This window comes from Mycobacterium sp. URHB0044, from assembly GCF_000620625.1.
Taxonomy (GTDB): Bacteria; Actinomycetota; Actinomycetes; order Mycobacteriales; family Mycobacteriaceae; genus Mycobacterium.
On sequence record NZ_JIAW01000001.1, the window covers coordinates 273,723 to 291,014 of the forward strand.

The window sequence follows — 17,292 nt, forward strand, 5'->3', positions numbered from 1 at the left end:
CCTCTTTCCTTGGTCAAAGGTGCTGTGGATCAGGCCTGTTCACGCGTCGAGTGCGTCGAGCCATTTCTCGAGCCGTCGGGTTTGCCGCGTCATCAGTTCGGGTCGTCCCAGCGCGTTGGCGAGGACCGCGCTGCCTTGGTAGGCGATCAGCAGCTCGACGGCCAGGTCGCGGGCGTCCCGTCGGCCGATGGAAGTGAACTGCCGCTCGGCCCAGTCGAGCTGGACCTGCATCAAGCTGGCCGCGAGCGGGTCGACTGCCACGTCTCGCTTGCCCAGCTCCGATGCCAGCGTTCCATGTGGGCAGCCGTAGCGGGCGGTCGAGTCTGCATGGTGCGCCAGGAACCGAATCAGCCCCTTGAGCCGAGCCTTTGGGGTGCGATGCCGACGCTCGAGCTCCTCGAGCGTGGATGCGATCTGCCGGACGTGTGCGTCCACCACTGCTTCGACGATGTCGTCCTTGGTCTTGAAGTAGTAGTACACGTTGCCCGGCGGTACGTCGGCCGCCTCGGCGATGTCCGCCAGCGTGGTTCGTACGACGCCCTGGCGATACACCAGTTCATAGGCTGCGCTGACCAATCGGTCTCGCTTACCGGGCCGGGCAGCAGCGTCGCGGCGTGAGTTAGTCACCTTACTAAGAGTGTAGATCTTCGTGCGCCGAATTTGAAACGCGTCGGCGCAAGTTCCGAGACCAAGGCTGGCGGACCGTGGTGGTGGCGGTCCCATGATGACTGCGCACTGTTGGTGGCGCCCAGCGATCGGCACGCTGAGTGCATGACGCAAAGCAATGCTCGCGACGCTGGAAGGCGGCACCGGCGGGGGCGGCGATGAAGTTCGGAGTCAGCACGTTCATCACGGACGAGGGCCTTCCAGCCACCGCGTTGGCGCAGGCCTTGGAGGAACGCGGGTTCGATTCACTGTTCGTCGCCGAGCACACGCATATGCCGGTGAACGGGCCTACCCCTCCGGAAAGTGACCTTCCAGTGCGGGACTACTACCGCTCCCTCGATCCGTTCGTAGCGCTGGCTGCGGCCGCGGCCGTCACCACGCGGCTAGTCCTGGGCACGGGCATCGCGCTTGTCGTCCAACGGGACCCGATAACCCTTGCGAAGGAGGCAGCGAGCCTCGACAACATTTCGGGAGGTCGATTCCAGCTCGGTGTGGGCGCCGGCTGGATCCACGAGGAGATGCGCAACCACGGTACCGAGCCGAAGACCCGACTGGCGTTGATGCGTGAACGGGTACTTGCGATGAAGGAGATCTGGACCAGCGAGCAAGCCGAATTCCACGGCGAATTCGTGGACTTCGATCCCATCTACTCCTGGCCGAAGCCGATCCAGCGGCCACACGTCCCCGTTCTGATCGGTGGCAATGGCCCTACGGTCCTCGATCGGGTGCTCGAGTACGGCGACGGCTGGGCTCCGAATCTCGTCGGCCGTCCGGAGGATCTGGTGACTCGAGTGGCGGAGCTTCGTCAACGGGCCGCCATGCAGGGCCGCGGACGGATCCCCGTCACGTTGATCGGAGCCGACCAACGAGGCTTTCTCGGCACCGAGCAGTTGCGCACCGTCGCCCCACTGGGCGAGCGCGAGCTCGCCATCCTGGCCGAAGGCGGGATCGATCACTGTGTGTTCTTCCGCGATGCCGGTGCGCAGGAGGCAGATGCGCTGCGTTACCTCGACGAGTTGGCAGCCCTCATCAAGAAGTTCCAGGAGTAGACGTGGCCGCAGTCGTGGTCATGTTCAGCCGCTCGATCCGCTCCTGCGTACCCGAACCCGGGCGGGGGTTGTACATGACCAGCTGCCAGTCGGGGCGATCCGCGAGGGCCAGCGTCGTCTTGTCGAACACGAGGTCTCCGGCGTCGGGGTGTTGCACGGCCTTCACCGCCTGCACGTGGGGGCCAACGTCGTGACGCCCCCACAGTGTCACGAAGTCGGGGCTGATGGCACTGAGATCGTCGACGACGCGCGCAAACTCCGGGTCGTCGGGATACCGTGCCGCGTCGGCTCGAAAGGCTGCGACGACGCCCGGTGCGACTGACGTCCAGTGCGCATACATGGAGCGGTAGCGCGCATTGGTGAAGAACGAGATGAGGCAGTTGTGGTCGGCGTCGGTGTAGCCGAACACGTTTCGTGTCGCGTCGTTGATCGCAAGCAGATTCCAATGCCGATCCTGCAGCATCGCCGGGCGCGGTAGCCACGCGTCGATCAGATTCAGCAACTCCGGCGTCACCGAGGAGCCGCGGTGTCCGCCGGGTGGCGGAGGGTTGAGGCCGGACAGCATGTACAGATGGATACGCTCCGGCTCGCTCATGCGCAGCGCCGTGGAGATTGCGTCGAGCACCGCGGTGGAGACCGTGATGTCGCGGCCCTGCTCGAGCCAGGTGTACCACGACACCCCGACCCCTGCCAGTGCGGCGACCTCCTCGCGCCGCAAGCCGGGGGTTCGGCGCCGGCCGCCCGCTGCCATCCCGACGTCAGCAGGCGTCAACCGCGCACGGCGTGTGCGCAGGAAGTCGCTGAGCTGGTCACGGCGTCGCAGTTCCGCAGCGGGGGACTGTTTCATACAGGTTGATCGTAGTGACGACGGATGCGTCCCACGCCGCCCTAGCCTGGTGGCATTGGACCCTGTATGAAGTCACGGAGGTCGACGCCGACTGGTCGAGAGGGCCGGCTGCCGCAGCCGTCACATCGCGCTATAGACCTTTTCGGGCCTATGCGCATTTTCGACGCCATGGTCGTGCATACCGGCTCATGGCCGGAACTCGCAGCCCTGGTGTAGAAAACGCCCATAGGACCGCAAACGGCATGGTGCTGGGTGGGCCGGACACGTCCGCGATGAGTTCCGCCTGCCGGCGCGGTCCAATTCATCGACCGTCGACGAACCCGGAGGAACCCGCGTGACCCAGCTGCTCAAAGTCCAGAACTTCAACGTCTCGCGGGACGGTTTCGGTGCGGGGGAGAACCAGAGCTTCGAGCGGCCCTTCGGCCACGCCGACCCCGGTGACATGTTCGCGTGGGCGGGCGCCACGGCCAGCTGGCCCAACCGCACCGACCCTGGCGGCAGCCGTGGCCTCGACGACTACCTCACCCGCGACTTCGCCAACAACATCGGCGCCGAGATCATGGGGCGCAACAAGTTCAGCCCCCTGCGCGGCCCGTGGCGCGACGACGAATGGAAGGGCTGGTGGGGTGACGAGCCGCCGTTCCACACCCCGGTGTTCGTGATGACGCACCATGAGCGTCCGTCGTTCAGCCTGTCCGACACGACATTCCACTTCGTCGACGGTGACCCGGCCACCGTCCTCGAGCAAGCCCGGGAAGCTGCGCAGGGCAAGGACGTTCGCCTCGGCGGCGGGGCCACCATCATTCGCGAGTTCCTCGACGCCGACCTCGTCGACACCCTGCACGTGGCAGTCTCACCGAACGTCGAACTCGGTTCGGGGTCGCGACTCTGGGAGTCACCCGACGAGCTGAACGACCGGTTCCACCATGACGTCGTGCCCAGCCCCAGCGGTGTGATCCACCACTTGTTCTGGCGGCGATGACGCGGCTTAGGCATCCGTGTTAGACGCTCACGACTTGGATCAATTCCTCGAGGCCGGCGAAGTCGTCGGCATTGCGGCTGTAGAGATCCAGTTGGTTTGCGTGCGCCGTTGCGGCGATCAACAGATCGGCGAATCTGCTTCGCGGTCTTCGTCCTCGGCGCACCACGGCCGCAACGACGAGTCCGTAGCTGCGCACAGCGGCACCGTCGAACGGGATCGGCTCGAGCCTCGACTCGACCTCCTGAAGCCGGGCCTGGCGTTTGGCCGCCTCGAGCGGCGTCGAGGCGAGCAATGGACCGGCCGCGAGTTCGGCCGCCGTGATGGCAGAGATGGCCATTTCGTCGGGTAACGCGGCAATCACCCCGGGGTCGTGCCAGTCGATCACCACCGACGTGTCCAGGAGGCCCGCCATCGCCTACAGCCCTTGATCGATCAGTCGGTCGAGGTCGTCACGGAAGCGCCGATGATCAATGCGCACCGCGGCGGTCGCCAACCCCGCGACTTCGTCGCGTGTGATGAAGGTGCGCCTGCCTGCACGCAGCGGGCGAAGCTCGGCGACCGGCTCGCCGTTGCGTGTGACGATGAACGTCTCGCCGCCAGTGACTGCGTCGATCACCTTCGCGTTCTCGTTGCGTAGGTCGCGCTGTGCGATCGTCTTGGCCATGAACCCCACTGTAGCGAAATGTGCTACATCCTGCTACAGGGCCGGTGACCAGCGCATAATGACGAAGTGGATCGCATACGTCTGAGCACGACGGTTGATGCTCAGCTGCTGAACCGTGCGCGCAACGTGCGTCCAGGGAGCACCGATGCGGCCCTGATTGATGAGGCGCTCGGGGCATTACTTGCCCGTCATCGATCGACAGAGGTTGACGCCAGTTACGCGGCCTACGATCGCTACCCGGCCGACGAACCCGATGAGTGGGGCGATCTGGCCTCATGGCGGCGGGTGACAGGTGGCTCATAGGTGCGCAACCAGCACGCAGATCGTGGCAGCGCGCCGGCTTACCTCACCTTGACGACGACCTTGCCCTTGGTGCGTCCCGCTTCGACGTAGTCCACCGCCGCCTTGGTCTCATCGAACGAAAACACCCTGTCCATGACCGGACGAATCACGCCCCGATCGATGAGCGACGTGATCTCGCTCAGCTGAGCGCCCTCCGCCCTCATGAAGAGGAACCGAAAACCCGCCTTGAGCCGCTTGGCCTTTCGCCTCGCACCGAAGCTCAAGACGCGGATGATCTGCTTGACGTACCACGGCAAGCCGAGTTCCTTCGCGAAGGCCGGGTCGGGTGGCCCGGAGATCGAGATGAGCATCCCGCCCGGTTTGAGCACGCGCAGCGACTTGTCGAGGGTCTCGGAATCCTGGCTGTGCAGCACGACGTCGTAGCCGTGCAGCATGGTCTCGAAGTCTTCCTTCTTGTAGTCGATCATGACGTCCGCGCCAAGGGATTTCACCAATTCGAAGTTGGCGGAGCTCGCCGTCGTAGCCACCGTCGCGCCGAGGTGTTTCGCCAGTTGGATGGCGAACGTGCCGACACCGCCGGTGCCAGCCTGGATGAAGACCTTCTGTCCGGGTTGCAGATCCGCCATCTCGACGAGCGCCTGCCACGCGGTCAGACCGACCAGCGGAATGGACGCCGCTTCCTCCATGCTGAGTCGGACCGGCTTGATCGCCACGTCGCGTTCGTGCATGGCGATGAACTCCGCGAAGGTGCCGATCCTGTCCTTGTCCGGCCGCGCGTAGACCTCATCGCCCGGTTTGAACCCCCGTACGCGGGGGCCGACCTGAACAACGACTCCGGCCACGTCGTTGCCGAGAATGAGCGGGAACCGGTACGGCAGCATGAGTTTGAACTCGCCCGACGCGATCTTGGCGTCGAGCAGATTCACGCCGGCCGCATGCACCTGAACGAGGACGTCGTCGTCCCCGACCGCAGGCTGCGGCATGTCGACGAAGCGACCGCCGTCCTTGCTCTTGTAGCGATCGATCGCGAATGCCTTCATGATCGTCCCGTCTTCGTCACGCGCTGAAGCGCTCGTGAATCGGCTTGTTCATCCGGGCACGCGCGTCGCGGCTCATCTCGTCGGCCAGCACCTCGTCGGCGCCGGACTCGATGCCGTCGAGTACTTGACGAACCACGTCGGCGGGGTCGGACTTGGGGCTATCCGCGAACGACGCCATGTCGGTGTCGACGAGGCCGACGTAGACACCGACCACCTGCACGCCACGCGACGCGAGCTCGGTGCGCATGGAATCCGTCGCACTCCACATCGCGGCCTTCGTGACCCCGTAGCTGGCGCCGACGGGTAACCACGCGAGCACCGACGAGACGTTGACGATCGCCCCCGACCGCTCGGCAATCCGATCGGCGAAGGCGGAGGCCATCGCCAGCGGACCGAACAGGTTCGTCTCCATCTCCTCGCGGAGCTTGGTGGCGTCCGGTGATAGGACCGAGGCGCCGCGGGCGATGCCCGCGTTGTTGATGAGCACGCTCGTGTCGGACGCGGCCGCAGCCACTTCGGCGACGGAAGCCGCATCGGTGACGTCGAGCCGCACCGGAACCACCCGCGGGTCCACCACGTCGATCGTGTGCGGATTACGAGCAGCCGCATACACTTTCGCCACTCCGCGGTCGAGAAGCTGCGCGACGTATTCGCGCCCCATGCCGCGGTTGGCGCCTGTGACCAGAACCGTCTGACCGGCGAGCGACGTCATGCGTTCACCGATCCCAGGAACGCGAGGGCCTCGGGGACGAAGCGGTCGTGGAATTGGAAGATGCCGCCGTGTCCGGCGTCGGGATAGATGCGCAGGGTGGCGTTCGGCAACCGGCGCGCCAGGTCGTAGCTGTTGCTGGTGGGGACCATGCGGTCGTCATCGCCGTTGGCGACCAGCACGGGGTGCTGAATGACGGAGAGGTCGGCGGGCTTGGCCAGGCCCCAGCTGTGGATCGCGGTGAGTTGGGTGCGGAAGGCGCGGATGGCGATAGCCTTGTCGCGGTCGGCGGTGCGTTCCTTCAAGCGCTTGATGAACGCCTTGGCTTCGGTCTTGCCGTGCGGGGTGCGGGTGAAGAACAGCAGTTCCTTGGGGTCCTTGAACGTGGTGAGGGCGTGCACGGTGTCGAGGTAGGTGATCTTGGTGACGTTGACGATGCCTTCGCCTCCGGCGGGTCCGGTGCCGGCGAGGATGATCTTGCGGATCAGGGTGGGGGCTTGTTGGGCAATGGCCTGGGTGACCATGCCGCCTAGCGAGAAGCCGAGCAGGTCGACCTGGGGGAAGCCCAGTGCCTTGATGAAGGCGATGGCGTCTCGTGCCATGGCTTCGACGGTGTCGGGGGTCTTGCCTTCAGAGGCGCCCACGCCCCGGTTGTCGAAGGTGATGACGCGGTGTTTGGCGGCGATGCCGTCGACGACGCGGGGGTCCCAGTTGTCGAGGTTGGCGGCCAAGTGGTTGAGGAAGATGACCGGGACACCGGAATCGATGCCCAGCTCGCGGTAGGCGAAGCGGGTCCCGCCCACCGAGACCGACTTGGTCGGCGCGTTCTTGTACGAGGTGCCGCCCCAATGACTGGACGCTGGGTGCACGTGAGTGACGGGGTCGTTCCGGGTGACTCGTTTGTCTGCCATGATCGCTTCCTTTGCGGTAAACCGATTGGTGTACTTCTGTCGATGACGCTAGCACGCCGCTCGCCTATTTGTAAACCGTTCGGTATACTCGAACTATGACGTCGCTCACCGAGAAGGAATCGACTACCCGCGGAGGCCGGGGCGCGCGTCGACGAATCTTGGCTGCGGCGGCACAGCTGTTCTACTTCGAGGGCATCAACGCGACAGGCGTTGACTTGATCGCCGATCGGGCGTCCGTGTCCAAACGGACGTTGTATCAACACTTTCCGAGCAAGACCGCCCTCGTTGAGGAATACCTGCGCCAGCTGCGGCAGCAGGGGGAGGGTGAGGAAACGTCGGCGCAGACGCCGGATGCCACGCCCCGGGCGCAGTTGCTTGCCCTGTTCGAACTCACCGATGCCGACGGCGGCAGGATGCGGGGCTGCCCATTCCACAATGCCGCCGTCGAAGCTGCTGGGGTGATGCCCGGAGTGGAGGATATCGTCCACCTGCACAAGCGGGACTACATCGTTGGCCTCACCGAACTGGCCCGAGCGGCCGGGGCGGCGGACCCGGACATGCTCGGCAACCAGATCGCGCTGCTCTACGAGGGGGCGGCCGGACTGTCCACGTCGCTGAACGACCCGGCGCCGTGGGCGAGGGCTCGGGCGACGGCCGAGGCGCTGATCGATCAGGCCGCCGTCAAGCCGCGTTCGTAGAGAGGCGCCGCTTCCAGGCAAGCAGGATCGGAACTCCAACGGTTTCGAGCACAATCGCCGACACCGTGATGGGATGCGGGCGCCCGCTCTGTTGCCATGACCGAACTCGAACGAGGCCGCCGACGAAGATCGTCGACAATGCGAGAGTCACGGTCGACGACTGCTCGACGCGGGCGAGCTGAGACCACATGACCGGTCCGACCGCCAGTTTGAACACGTTGGCATAGCGCAGCGAGCTGTCCACTGTCGGCACCACAGCCGGCGAACCGCCGGGAACTCCCTGTGCACCACGGACGATTTCCCCGATCGCGCTGGCCATCGGTACCGCCGCGAGCACCGCTAGTGTCCGCTGCAATCCTCGCCGACTGCCACCATGTTGCTGCGTCACGATTACTCCTAATAAACCGATCGGTGTACTGTTGATCGACGACGCTACATGACTCTGCGTGGTGATGTAAACCAATCGGTGTGGTCGGGGGCTACTCGAGTCTTCGCAGCGCGGGCAAGAGTTCCAGTGCCACCTGGAGATCGAGAAGATCGCCGGCGAGGTCACGGCCTAACAGTTCCTCGGCTTGGCGGACTCGGTAGCTGACGGTGTTGGGATGGACGCCGAGCAGCGCGGCGGTCCTGGTGCGGCTTCGATTTTCGCGTAGGTAGGTGGCGAGCGTCGTCGCCAGCCGAAATGTGACGTCGTCGTCGGCGGCCAACTGCCCCAAGACACTGCCGACGAAGGCCGCGGCGTGATTGCCGTCCGCTGTGCAGAGCGCCGCCACCGCGACGTCTCGATACCGAGTGACGGGCCCACCGTGGGGCGCGACCAACGATGCCACCCTTCGCGCGTGGCCGGCCTGAATGTGAGTGCGGCGAAAACCCGCGAGACCGTGGCCGGGCTCACCCACCGCGATACTGAGCCCGTCGGGCAAAGAGTTTGACTCCCAGCCACTTTCGACGATCGCCACTTCATCCGTCGGGAAGGCGCGGGGACTGCTGAACCAAGCCGCAACCACCAGCGACCCAGTAGGTTGGGTGAGGCTGCTCTCCGCGGCGAACGATCGGGCCACACGAGACAGCGACTCGTTGAGCAGCGCTAGGGCATCACCCGTTGCGGGCACATGGTCAACCCAGGCGATGACGCCGAGGTGGTGGCGGCCCACGTCGTAGCGCAACCGTTTCGATGCCGCCTGCCCGTCGTGCTCACGATCGGCGAGAATGTCGTCGATCGCGTCGGCTCGCGCTGCGGCGGCACCTCGTAACCAGGTCTCGCGCTCGATCTCGTAGGCCTCGTCGACGCGGACCGTCGCACCGTCAACGAAGGCGAACAAGAATCGGGTGGTCAACTCCAGCGCGGTCGCCAGGTCTCCCGGGTCGGGACAAGTCTCGGTGATACGTGCGAAGAACCATTGCCACACCTGCTCCTGGGCCAACCGATAGAACCGCATGTTGTCGGCGAGCGGGACTTGCCGCCACACCGCGGAGCGGATGAAGGCAAGGGTTGACGGCGGCGGCTCGAGCCGTCTCGGGTCTGCACTGAGTTCGATGAGCTGTGCCAGCTGAGTGAGGCTCTCCTCGGTGCCGTTACGGGCCTCTTCGACGATCTGGGCATCCGGCAACAGCTCGGGCGCCTCGGCCTGAATGTGAGACACCGTTCGCGCGGTGAGTTCGGCGACAGAACGGCGCATCTCTGCGGCGATGGGCTGCAACACATCGCGCCACACGCGCTGTGCGCCGGGTTCGCGCACCGGTGGCCACTCGACCTCCATGCTGGCGAATCTACGGCCGATTGTGACCGCGTAACAAGCGGGGGGCGCCAGATTGGCGTTTCTGCACGAGCGGGCGGCCTCATCGGCGCCCTAAATTGTGCCCACGGACACAGTGGGCGACATGTCGATCGTTCCACACGTCGTCTCGCGCGTCCACCGTAGTAGCCGGCCAACCCGATGAGGAACAGGATTCCGAAGTGAGCAAATTGCGCTCCGTCCCAACGACATTCGATCACGTTGACGTGCTGATCGTCGGTGCCGGCATCTCCGGTATCGGGCTGGGCTGTCACCTGGTCATGAAGCAGCCCGGCCGGACGTTCGCCATCGTCGACAGACGCAACGCGATCGGGGGCACTTGGGACCTGTTCCGCTACCCGGGCATCCGGTCCGACGCCGACCTGCACACCTTCGGCTTCGAATTCAAACCGTGGGCGAGGGACAACGCGATTGCCGACGCCCACGAGATCCTCGGCTACCTGAACGAGACCATTGCGGAGTACGACCTCGATCGCCGCATCCATCTTGGCCACAAGGTGCTTCGCGCTGACTTCTCGAGCGAGCAGGCGCGCTGGACCGTCACGCTCGAGCGCGCCGGCGACGGTAAGCAGTTCGACGTCACCTGCGCCATGCTGGTGTCCGCTGCAGGCTATTACGACTACGACGGCGGATACACCCCCCACTTCGACGGCCGAGAAGACTTCCGGGGCGACATCGTCCACCCCCAACAGTGGCCCGAGGACCTCGACCATGCCGGCAAGGAGGTCGTCATCATCGGCAGTGGCGCCACGGCGGTGACCATGCTGCCGGCGATGGCCGACACCGCCAGGCACGTCACGATGCTGCAGCGATCACCGTCCTATGTCCTGCCGATACCCCGCCAGGACGCGCTTGCCAACAGGCTGCGCCGACTACTGCCCGACACCGTGGCATACGCAATCACGCGGAAGATCAACGTCAATCGTCAGCATCTGATCTACACGCTCAGCAAGCGCTACCCCGGTTTGATGCGGAAGGTGATCCGGTGGGTCAACGCACGCGCACTGCCCGAGGGGTATGCCGTCGACACGCACTTCAAACCGGCCTACGACCCATGGGATCAGCGGCTGTGCATGGTGCCCGATTCCGACATGTTCAACGCCATCTCCCGGGGCGCGGCGTCGGTCGTCACCGACCGCATCGTGCGGTTCACCGAGCGGGGAATCTTGCTCGAGTCGGGCAATGAACTCGACGCCGACATCATCGTCACCGCAACGGGACTGAACGTCGTCCCCTTCGGAAAGATCGACCTGCACGTCGATGGACAAAAAGTCGACGTTCACGATCGGGTGGCATACAAGTCGATGATGGTCAGCGGAGTGCCCAACTTCGCGTATCTCCTTGGGTACACGAACAATTCGTGGACTCTCAAGGTTGACCTGGTTGCCGACCACCTGTGCCGCCTGCTAGCCCACATGGACCGGCACGGCTATGCGACCGTGACCCCCGTCAGCGAGTCGGGGACCGCTGACACGCGGCCCCTGCTCGACATGGAATCGGGATATCTCGCTCGCGCAGTGCACATGCTGCCGCGCCAAGGCCCGGCTGCCCCGTGGGTCGCGCACACGAAGTACGCGCTGGATCGCTCGGTGTTGCGGCGCGGCCCGGTCGACGACGCCGTGCTGAGCTTCACCGAGTCCGCGGTCAACTCGACGGTGACCCCGCTCGAAGTGGCCGCCCGGTGAGCGCCCCCGTCATCGTCTCGGTCAACGGCCGACGCACCCGCGTCCGTGTCGAAGGCGACCCGGCGAGCCCGCCGGTCCTGCTGTTGCACGGAATCGGCCGCAGCCTCGAGGACTGGGTGCTTCAATACCCGCGCCTGTCCGGAGCCCATCGGATCATCGCGCTCGATCTGCCGGGCTTCGGATTCTCGGCCCGCACGGCCGAACCGACCACGCTCGAGGTGCTCGCGCGCGGCGCACTCGACACCCTCGACGTTCTGGGCGAACGGCGCCCGCTGCACGTGATCGGTAACTCTCTGGGCGGCGCGGTGGCGCTGCAACTGCTGAGTCTCGATCCGGACCGGGTGGCAAGTCTGGTGCTGAGCAACGGCGCGGGCTTCGGCGCCGACGTCGCGATCCCGTTGCGGCTGATGGCAATTCCCACCGTCGGCGAGCTCATGACTCGACGCACCACGCGCGGCGGCGCATCCCTCACCGAACGCCTCCTCTACGTCGACCGAACCTTGGCGAGCAAGGGGCGAATCGAACACGCGTTGGCCATCGCCGGCCAACCCGACCCCGGCATCGTCACGCTCGAGATTGCCCGCCACCTTGGCACCCGACGCGGCATCAAGGCCGAATGGCGTGCCGAGCTGATCAACGCGGCCACGCGTCACGTCCGGCCCACGCTGATCCTGTGGGGCGACCGCGACCGCATCCTGCCCGCCCACCACCTCGACGCGGCCAGTCGACTCATCCCGCATGCACAGACTCGGTTGTTCCCGGGCGTCGGTCACATGCCGCAGATCGAGTGCCCGGACGAATTCGCCGCCAGCGTTCTGGCCTTCCTCGCCGATGCCGAACGGACTGCGCCAGCCGACTCGGAACGGTCGCGAGTTCACGCACCAAGCGCCGGGTGACACGTCATTCTTCATGTGGCCGGTCGTAGGGCGGTCATGTCCATGTCCAAGTGAATGATTGCCACCTGCCCGTCCCGCATCTGAAACGTCGTCACCGCCGGCAACGACGTCTGATGACCCGATAGAAACCAATAGGTGACGGTGGCGTCGACGACTATCGTGCTGGGTGAAGGCGTTGCGACGGTGTGGATTTCATGCCGCAGTGCGCTGAGCACGGAGAAGAGCGCCCGCGCGCTGGCGCGGACGGCGGCAAGTCCGCTTAGTTCGCCTGCAGGGCTGACCATTCGCACGTCATCGGCCAAGTCGCGCACGAACCCTTCCACGCTGAGTGCATCAGTGCCGGTCGCATAGTGCTCACGCACCCACGCCGCCGCGTCCACCGTGTTCTGACCGGCCGTCACTTGCACGAGCCGTCGAGAAAGTGCTGAAGCAGGGGCCACATCGTGTTGGCATCCCGAACATGGGGGGAGTGCCCTTCCCCGTCGAGGAGCACCACGTTCGGATGCAGTGATCGCAGTGCGTTGGGAGGGCAGAGCGGATCCATCGTTCCTGCGGCAAGTAGAAGGTCCGCGCGACATCGCGCCAAGAGTTCGTCCATCTCGTGCGGCCCCACGGCGTAAACGCCTTGATCCATCGCCGGCGCCCACCCGCCTTCGTTTTCAAGCACGCAGGAGGCCCACCAATTCCGTGCTTCGGCGGGCCACGCTGTCAGGTCGTCGACTTCACCGAGTGAACTCAGGACGTGATCGATCGCTTCGGATTTGGTGGCGAACGATGGGTGTGGCATGGCGGCGATGGCGACCGCGGCGGACATCGCTTCCTCAGGCCACTCATCGGGTTTGACACTGAGTGCGCACACCGAACGTACGTCGACACCGAACTCATCTGATGCGAGCATCATGGCCAGTACGCCGCCAAGGGAGTGCCCCATGATGCAGAGCGGTTCCCGAACATCCAACGCATCGGCGATCGCGTGCGCCATCGTCGAATAGGTGTAGCGGTCAAGGCGTCCCGACCGGCCATGGCCAGGGAGGTCTGGCACCATCCAACTGCCCGGCCATCGCTGTTCCAATAGTGCCGTGACGCCCGTCCATACGTCGCCCGTAGCGCCGAGCCCGTGCAACAGCAACAGTGTGGGGGATCCCGACCCACCCTCGCGGATGTACACGTTGGGCGAGGCCGGTGTTCGAGTCACGGTGGGGTCCTTCATGGGTTGATGGTGTTCTCTCCGACTTGGCGTCCCCACACGTAGTCGATCAGGATGGGTTGACCGAGTCCGAGATGGTTGTAGGGCGCGATGCTGGCGCCGGTGTCCATCACCAGATACGGCGCCGGCCAGAGGTCGCGCGTGACCGGTTGCCAGCAGCCGGGCCGGCCTTCTGGGCCGCCGCGCGCGTTGATCCGCGGCAGGTTGTCCGGGTAGACGTAGGGGTTTCCCGCCCCAACCAACTCGACGCGGGCGATCCCCGAGTAACCGTTACCACCGGAAGCGGCAGCTACTTTCGGTGCGACGTCGTGGTAGTTGCGGATGGTGCAGAAGATTTCCGGGCTGTACTCGTCGAGCAGGCCCGAGGTGGCTACCGAGTCAGCGGCGCCACGGACCAGGTAGGGACCACTGCGCTCGACAAGGTCGCCGGCGGTGGCGCCGAAACCGATCGCGGCCATCAGCGCGTGATCAAGGTTTCCGCGTTGGTCATTGAGCGTTCGTGCGGTGCTGACCGCGTTCTGAAGGCCGGCGAACAGGTCTGGTGCCGCTTTCGCGTACTCATCGTCCACGTCGGCCAAACGATGGATGTCGTACCGGATCTGGGGCATTTGAGGATTGAGCTCGGCGAGGATGTCGTTGCCGTCGAGGATCGACTGCCCGAAGTGGTGGCCTAGCCCGTCGAGTGCTTGCGCCGTTGCGGACAAGGTCTGATTCAGCTTTACCGGATCGACCTTTTCCGAGATCGAGGTGATCGTCTCGAACAGGGTGTCCACTTCGGTGGTCACGGAGGACACATCGATCACGTCGAGGTCTTTGAGCCGCTGGGGCGCAGGCGCCGTCGGTGCAGACAACGACACGTACTTTGCACCGAAGATGGTCGAAGCGGTGATGTGAGCATCGACGTTCACGGGAATCAACTCGAGGTATCTAGGATCCACAGCGAGGGTCAGCCTGGCTCCGCGTACCGTGCCGTCACTGATCTGGTCGACGGCGGCAACTCGGCCGATCTGCACGCCGTTATAGGTGACCTTGGATCCCGGATCCATCATCAAGCCTGCCCGGCTAGTCAGCAGTGTCACCCGCGTCGTCGAAGCCAGCACGCCACGGAACTGTAACCACACCAACGCAGCGGCAACCATTACCAGCACCAAGGATGCGGCGCCAACAGTCCTATACGGCGGCCGCCGCTGCACGTCGATTCCGGGCAGGCGCATGCCGCTCAGTCGCTGACCATCAGGCGCTGAGAACCCGAAGAACGACGTAGCTGACGGCCAGCGCGGCGCCCACCAACGCGGGGACCGCCTGCTTCGGTGATTGACCCACCCGCAGGTGCGCGGCGATGGCGCCAATCATCATGAGGCCCAGGCCGACTCCGGCGGCAATCCCCAGCCAAGGCAGCCAGAGTCCGATGACGACACCGGCTCCGCCGAAAAGTTCAACAACGCCGATGAGCCGGTATGAGCCCGGTGCGATCTTCAACTCAGCAGTCTGCGCGACAGTCCGAGGAGCCGCGATTGCCTTGAGCAATCCGGCCGCGAGGTAAACGGCGGCCAATGCACCACCGATGACCACTGTGGTGATGAACACGAGTCACGACTCCTTGATTGGTGAATTGCCGCGGAATAGCGCGCCTGCTCCGTCAGCCAGCGCTCTCAGTCCGAGGATCTGCAGGATCTTCCACGACGTTGCCGTCGCCGCGGTGATGACTGGCAGCCCGAGAACCTTCTCAGCGGCGGGAAGCGCAGGCAGCGAGGGCATTTGGACGCACGCCGACAGCACCACCGCATCCACCCCGCGCGTGTCGAGATCGCGCGCGATGCCGGGGAGTTGGGTGGGGTCAAGCCGTCCCACCGCGAGGTTGTCGTCGACTTCGAGGCTGATCGCGTCCTGCACTTCGATGCCTTCGGCCTCGATGTAGTCGACGACCTGTGCGGTGAGCGATTTGACGTATGGCGTGATGATCGCGGTCTTCTTCACGCCGAGCTGATGCAGGCCTTCGACGAGTGCGCCCGCGCTGGACACGACGTCGATGGGGTCGTCCGTCTCGGCTGCGATGCAGGTCAGCCGGGACTCGATCTCGCGGTGCGCACTGGGACCGGCAGACATGATCGCGACGAGACAGGCGTAGGCCATCACGTCGACGGCGGCGTCGGCCAGCTCGGCTGTCGCGCGATCGGCGTCGGCGTTCATCGCCGCGAGCTGGCTGGGCTCGACGGTCTTCATTCGCATGCGAGCCGAATGAAAGGTGAATTGCTCTCCGGTGGCCGCGCCGACGCGCCTCAGCACTTCGGGAACCTCGGTTTCCATCGTGGTGTTGGAGCTTGGCACCAGCAGCCCGATGCGATGACTGGACATTGAAATCTCCTCTTGCGTGCCACCGGGGTCGGGGCGTCGCTCACGGTAGCCACAAATTCGTTGACAAGCAATACTTCGTATGTGAATATGTGATTTAGCCGGGATCGGACGACATCAAGGTGTCCGCCGGCTTCGTCGATCGAATTCGGAGAACACCATGACCCACGCAACGACGGCGCCGAAACCGCGCACCGCGTCCATTCCGCAACCGCAGCTCTTCGTGGATTCGGAACGCGCTGTGCGCGGCAGCATCAACGCCTACCGAATGGATCAGCTACCCGCCGGCACCCAACGCGAGTTCATCGACATCACCGCGTCCGACCGCGCGTTCTCGTGGGGGCTGTTGCACTTGCCGCCCGGCCCGCAGCCGGAAACCGTTGCGGTGTTCATGCATCCGCGGGAGAACCAGAGCCGCCAGTACCTGAGCCCGTATCTACTGAATGCCGGCTATGCCGTGTGGGGTCAGACCAGCCGGGCACTCAACAACGACACCGACATGGTGCACGAGGAAGTCCTGCGCGATACCGCCGCGGGAATCCGGATGCTCAAAGACCGCGGCTTCAAGAACGTCGTGCTGATTGGCAGCAGCGGCGGCACGTCACTGTTGTCCTACTACCAGTGGCAGGCGTCCCTGGCGCCGCAGGATCGAATCGAGTTCGCGCCGTACGGTACGCCGACGGGCTTCGCCGACGAGGAGATGCCCGCGGCCGACTTCTACATCGCCCTCGCGCCGCACGCCGGCGAAGGCATGATCATGCGCGCCATGCTCGACCCGGCCATCGTCGACGAATCCAACCCGCTGGCCATCGACCCAGAGCTGGACATGTTCAATCCGGCCAACGGCTACCGACCCTTCCCGGAACCCAGCCGCTACGACCGCGACTGGCTGGCCAAATACTGGAACGCACAGCGCGCCCGCACCCATCGCATCGATGTCATCGCCCGGACCATGATCGCCGACTACGAGGCGGCACGCGCCGCCGCAGACATCGACGAGTTGGGCACGCCCACGGCACGGCGTGCCCTGATGACCCCCTACCTGAGCGTCTACGGGACCGTCGCGAACCCCGCGCATCTCGACCCGACCATCCACCCCAATCACCGGATGCCCGGGTCGATCTTCTCGGCCGGCCACCCGTTGCGCGGATCGTACGGTCCGCACGCGCTGGGACGGTTGGTCACCGCGCGCGCGTGGCTGTCGACGTGGAGCGGGCTCTCTGCACAAGCGGAGTGGACGCATGCCGCCGAACACATCACGGTGCCCACACTCGTGCTGGCCCCACTCGGGGACACCGACGCCTACCCCGAAGAACAGCAGGAGATCTTCTCCCGCATCCCCTCAGGCGACAAGACATTCGTCGAACTCGAATACGCACACCACTACCTGTTCCTGCTACCGACCTCGCCGATCGACTACAACCCGCGGGAGAAGGCCGGCGACATCGTGACGTCCTGGCTTGACGCCCGCATCTGACCACGGAGAC

At 65.0% G+C, this 17,292-nt stretch carries 20 protein-coding genes and 1 pseudogene; 7 read left to right on the forward strand and 14 right to left on the reverse strand.

Going from position 1 to position 17,292, the window contains the following annotated elements; translation table 11 throughout:
* Positions 1-39 precede the first annotated feature (39 nt).
* On the reverse strand, positions 40-627 hold the full coding sequence (locus tag N536_RS0101295; protein WP_029111954.1) for a TetR/AcrR family transcriptional regulator: 588 nt from the start codon (positions 625-627) through the stop codon (positions 40-42).
* 197 nt (positions 628-824) lie between these two features.
* On the opposite strand from N536_RS0101295, the gene N536_RS0101300 reads away from it, so the two are divergent.
* Positions 825-1,715, forward strand: coding sequence for an LLM class F420-dependent oxidoreductase (locus tag N536_RS0101300; protein WP_029111955.1), 891 nt, complete (start codon positions 825-827; stop codon positions 1,713-1,715).
* Here N536_RS0101300 and N536_RS0101305 read toward each other — a convergent pair.
* Positions 1,696-2,562: a helix-turn-helix transcriptional regulator gene (locus tag N536_RS0101305; RefSeq protein WP_029111956.1), complete on the reverse strand. Its 867-nt coding sequence runs from the start codon at positions 2,560-2,562 to the stop codon at positions 1,696-1,698. The two genes, N536_RS0101300 and N536_RS0101305, sit on opposite strands and share 20 nt — an antisense overlap.
* 334 nt (positions 2,563-2,896) lie before the next feature.
* Here N536_RS0101305 and N536_RS0101310 point away from each other — a divergent pair, with 334 nt between their 5' ends.
* Positions 2,897-3,544: a dihydrofolate reductase family protein gene (locus tag N536_RS0101310; protein ID WP_029111957.1), complete on the forward strand. Its 648-nt coding sequence runs from the start codon at positions 2,897-2,899 to the stop codon at positions 3,542-3,544.
* Positions 3,545-3,563: 19 nt separating this feature from the next.
* Here the strand turns inward: N536_RS0101310 and N536_RS0101315 are convergent, their stop codons facing one another.
* Entirely contained in the window at positions 3,564-3,956 is a 393-nt protein-coding gene (locus N536_RS0101315) for a type II toxin-antitoxin system VapC family toxin (protein WP_029111958.1), read from the reverse strand.
* Positions 3,957-3,959: 3 nt separating this feature from the next.
* Complete coding sequence (locus tag N536_RS0101320; protein ID WP_029111959.1) at positions 3,960-4,208, reverse strand: type II toxin-antitoxin system Phd/YefM family antitoxin; 249 nt, start codon at positions 4,206-4,208, stop codon at positions 3,960-3,962.
* A gap of 69 nt (positions 4,209-4,277) precedes the next feature.
* Here N536_RS0101320 and N536_RS41170 point away from each other — a divergent pair.
* Positions 4,278-4,511: pseudogene (locus N536_RS41170) on the forward strand (antitoxin); the annotation flags it as partial.
* A gap of 38 nt (positions 4,512-4,549) precedes the next feature.
* On the opposite strand, the gene N536_RS0101325 reads toward N536_RS41170, so the two are convergent.
* From N536_RS0101325 to N536_RS0101335, 3 genes are read right to left on the reverse strand one after another with little or no spacing between them, the layout of a single operon-like run.
* Positions 4,550-5,551 carry an NADP-dependent oxidoreductase gene (locus N536_RS0101325; RefSeq protein WP_029111960.1) on the reverse strand — a complete coding sequence of 334 codons (1,002 nt, stop codon included), beginning with the start codon at positions 5,549-5,551 and terminating at the stop codon, positions 4,550-4,552.
* A 16-nt stretch (positions 5,552-5,567) separates the two neighbouring features.
* On the reverse strand, positions 5,568-6,263 hold the full coding sequence (locus tag N536_RS0101330) for an SDR family oxidoreductase (protein ID WP_029111961.1): 696 nt from the start codon (positions 6,261-6,263) through the stop codon (positions 5,568-5,570).
* Positions 6,260-7,171 carry an alpha/beta fold hydrolase gene (locus tag N536_RS0101335; RefSeq protein ID WP_081808995.1) on the reverse strand — a complete coding sequence of 304 codons (912 nt, stop codon included), beginning with the start codon at positions 7,169-7,171 and terminating at the stop codon, positions 6,260-6,262. Before N536_RS0101335 ends, N536_RS0101330 begins: the two co-directional genes overlap by 4 nt.
* A gap of 95 nt (positions 7,172-7,266) precedes the next feature.
* Between N536_RS0101335 and N536_RS0101340 the strand changes: the two genes are divergently transcribed.
* Positions 7,267-7,869, forward strand: a complete 603-nt coding sequence (locus tag N536_RS0101340) for a TetR/AcrR family transcriptional regulator (RefSeq protein ID WP_029111963.1) — start codon at positions 7,267-7,269, stop codon at positions 7,867-7,869.
* On the opposite strand, the gene N536_RS0101345 is transcribed toward N536_RS0101340, so the two are convergent.
* Positions 7,853-8,422 (reverse strand): DUF4345 domain-containing protein, encoded by a 570-nt coding sequence (locus N536_RS0101345; protein WP_369798359.1) that lies wholly within the window; start codon positions 8,420-8,422, stop codon positions 7,853-7,855. The genes N536_RS0101340 and N536_RS0101345 overlap by 17 nt on opposite strands.
* Positions 8,349-9,629 carry a CdaR family transcriptional regulator gene (locus N536_RS0101350; RefSeq protein ID WP_029111965.1) on the reverse strand — a complete coding sequence of 427 codons (1,281 nt, stop codon included), beginning with the start codon at positions 9,627-9,629 and terminating at the stop codon, positions 8,349-8,351. The genes N536_RS0101345 and N536_RS0101350 overlap by 74 nt, the downstream gene beginning before the upstream one ends.
* Positions 9,630-9,826: 197 nt before the next feature.
* Here N536_RS0101350 and N536_RS0101355 point away from each other — a divergent pair, with 197 nt between their 5' ends.
* Entirely contained in the window at positions 9,827-11,350 is a 1,524-nt protein-coding gene (locus N536_RS0101355; protein ID WP_051574139.1) for an NAD(P)/FAD-dependent oxidoreductase, read from the forward strand.
* Entirely contained in the window at positions 11,347-12,246 is a 900-nt protein-coding gene (locus tag N536_RS37055; RefSeq protein WP_036434943.1) for an alpha/beta fold hydrolase, read from the forward strand. Before N536_RS0101355 ends, N536_RS37055 begins: the two co-directional genes overlap by 4 nt.
* Positions 12,247-12,257: 11 nt before the next feature.
* On the opposite strand, the gene N536_RS0101365 is transcribed toward N536_RS37055, so the two are convergent.
* Genes N536_RS0101365 through N536_RS0101385 form a run of 5 tightly spaced genes read right to left on the reverse strand, consistent with a single transcriptional unit; the run spans position 12,258 to position 15,808 of the window.
* Positions 12,258-12,647 (reverse strand): nuclear transport factor 2 family protein, encoded by a 390-nt coding sequence (locus N536_RS0101365; RefSeq protein ID WP_029111967.1) that lies wholly within the window; start codon positions 12,645-12,647, stop codon positions 12,258-12,260.
* Positions 12,644-13,456: an alpha/beta fold hydrolase gene (locus tag N536_RS0101370; protein ID WP_064751501.1), complete on the reverse strand. Its 813-nt coding sequence runs from the start codon at positions 13,454-13,456 to the stop codon at positions 12,644-12,646. Before N536_RS0101370 ends, N536_RS0101365 begins: the two co-directional genes overlap by 4 nt.
* Entirely contained in the window at positions 13,453-14,667 is a 1,215-nt protein-coding gene (locus tag N536_RS0101375; RefSeq protein WP_029111969.1) for an MCE family protein, read from the reverse strand. The genes N536_RS0101370 and N536_RS0101375 overlap by 4 nt, the downstream gene beginning before the upstream one ends.
* Before the next feature lie 19 nt (positions 14,668-14,686).
* Positions 14,687-15,040, reverse strand: coding sequence for a DoxX family protein (locus tag N536_RS0101380; protein WP_029111970.1), 354 nt, complete (start codon positions 15,038-15,040; stop codon positions 14,687-14,689).
* Positions 15,041-15,043: 3 nt separating this feature from the next.
* Positions 15,044-15,808 carry an Asp/Glu racemase gene (locus N536_RS0101385; protein WP_029111971.1) on the reverse strand — a complete coding sequence of 255 codons (765 nt, stop codon included), beginning with the start codon at positions 15,806-15,808 and terminating at the stop codon, positions 15,044-15,046.
* A 157-nt stretch (positions 15,809-15,965) separates the two neighbouring features.
* On the opposite strand from N536_RS0101385, the gene N536_RS37060 reads away from it, so the two are divergent.
* Positions 15,966-17,282, forward strand: a complete 1,317-nt coding sequence (locus N536_RS37060) for a hypothetical protein (RefSeq protein WP_051574141.1) — start codon at positions 15,966-15,968, stop codon at positions 17,280-17,282.
* Positions 17,283-17,292: the final 10 nt, after the last annotated feature.

Excerpts from the sequence above, each read along its gene's own strand:
- N536_RS0101300 (WP_029111955.1), top strand. The coding sequence starts at position 825 with ATGAAGTTCGGAGTCAGCACGTTCATCACGGACGAGGGCCTTCCAGCC.
- N536_RS0101305 (WP_029111956.1), bottom strand. The coding sequence starts at position 2,562 with ATGAAACAGTCCCCCGCTGCGGAACTGCGACGCCGTGACCAGCTCAGC.
- N536_RS0101315 (WP_029111958.1), bottom strand. The coding sequence starts at position 3,956 with ATGGCGGGCCTCCTGGACACGTCGGTGGTGATCGACTGGCACGACCCC.
- N536_RS0101320 (WP_029111959.1), bottom strand. The coding sequence starts at position 4,208 with ATGGCCAAGACGATCGCACAGCGCGACCTACGCAACGAGAACGCGAAG.
- N536_RS0101325 (WP_029111960.1), bottom strand. The coding sequence starts at position 5,551 with ATGAAGGCATTCGCGATCGATCGCTACAAGAGCAAGGACGGCGGTCGC.
- N536_RS0101330 (WP_029111961.1), bottom strand. The coding sequence starts at position 6,263 with ATGACGTCGCTCGCCGGTCAGACGGTTCTGGTCACAGGCGCCAACCGC.
- N536_RS0101335 (WP_081808995.1), bottom strand. The coding sequence starts at position 7,171 with ATGGCAGACAAACGAGTCACCCGGAACGACCCCGTCACTCACGTGCAC.
- N536_RS0101340 (WP_029111963.1), top strand. The coding sequence starts at position 7,267 with ATGACGTCGCTCACCGAGAAGGAATCGACTACCCGCGGAGGCCGGGGC.
- N536_RS0101350 (WP_029111965.1), bottom strand. The coding sequence starts at position 9,629 with ATGGAGGTCGAGTGGCCACCGGTGCGCGAACCCGGCGCACAGCGCGTG.
- N536_RS0101370 (WP_064751501.1), bottom strand. The coding sequence starts at position 13,456 with ATGAAGGACCCCACCGTGACTCGAACACCGGCCTCGCCCAACGTGTAC.
- N536_RS0101375 (WP_029111969.1), bottom strand. The coding sequence starts at position 14,667 with ATGCGCCTGCCCGGAATCGACGTGCAGCGGCGGCCGCCGTATAGGACT.
- N536_RS0101385 (WP_029111971.1), bottom strand. The coding sequence starts at position 15,808 with ATGTCCAGTCATCGCATCGGGCTGCTGGTGCCAAGCTCCAACACCACG.
- N536_RS37060 (WP_051574141.1), top strand. The coding sequence starts at position 15,966 with ATGACCCACGCAACGACGGCGCCGAAACCGCGCACCGCGTCCATTCCG.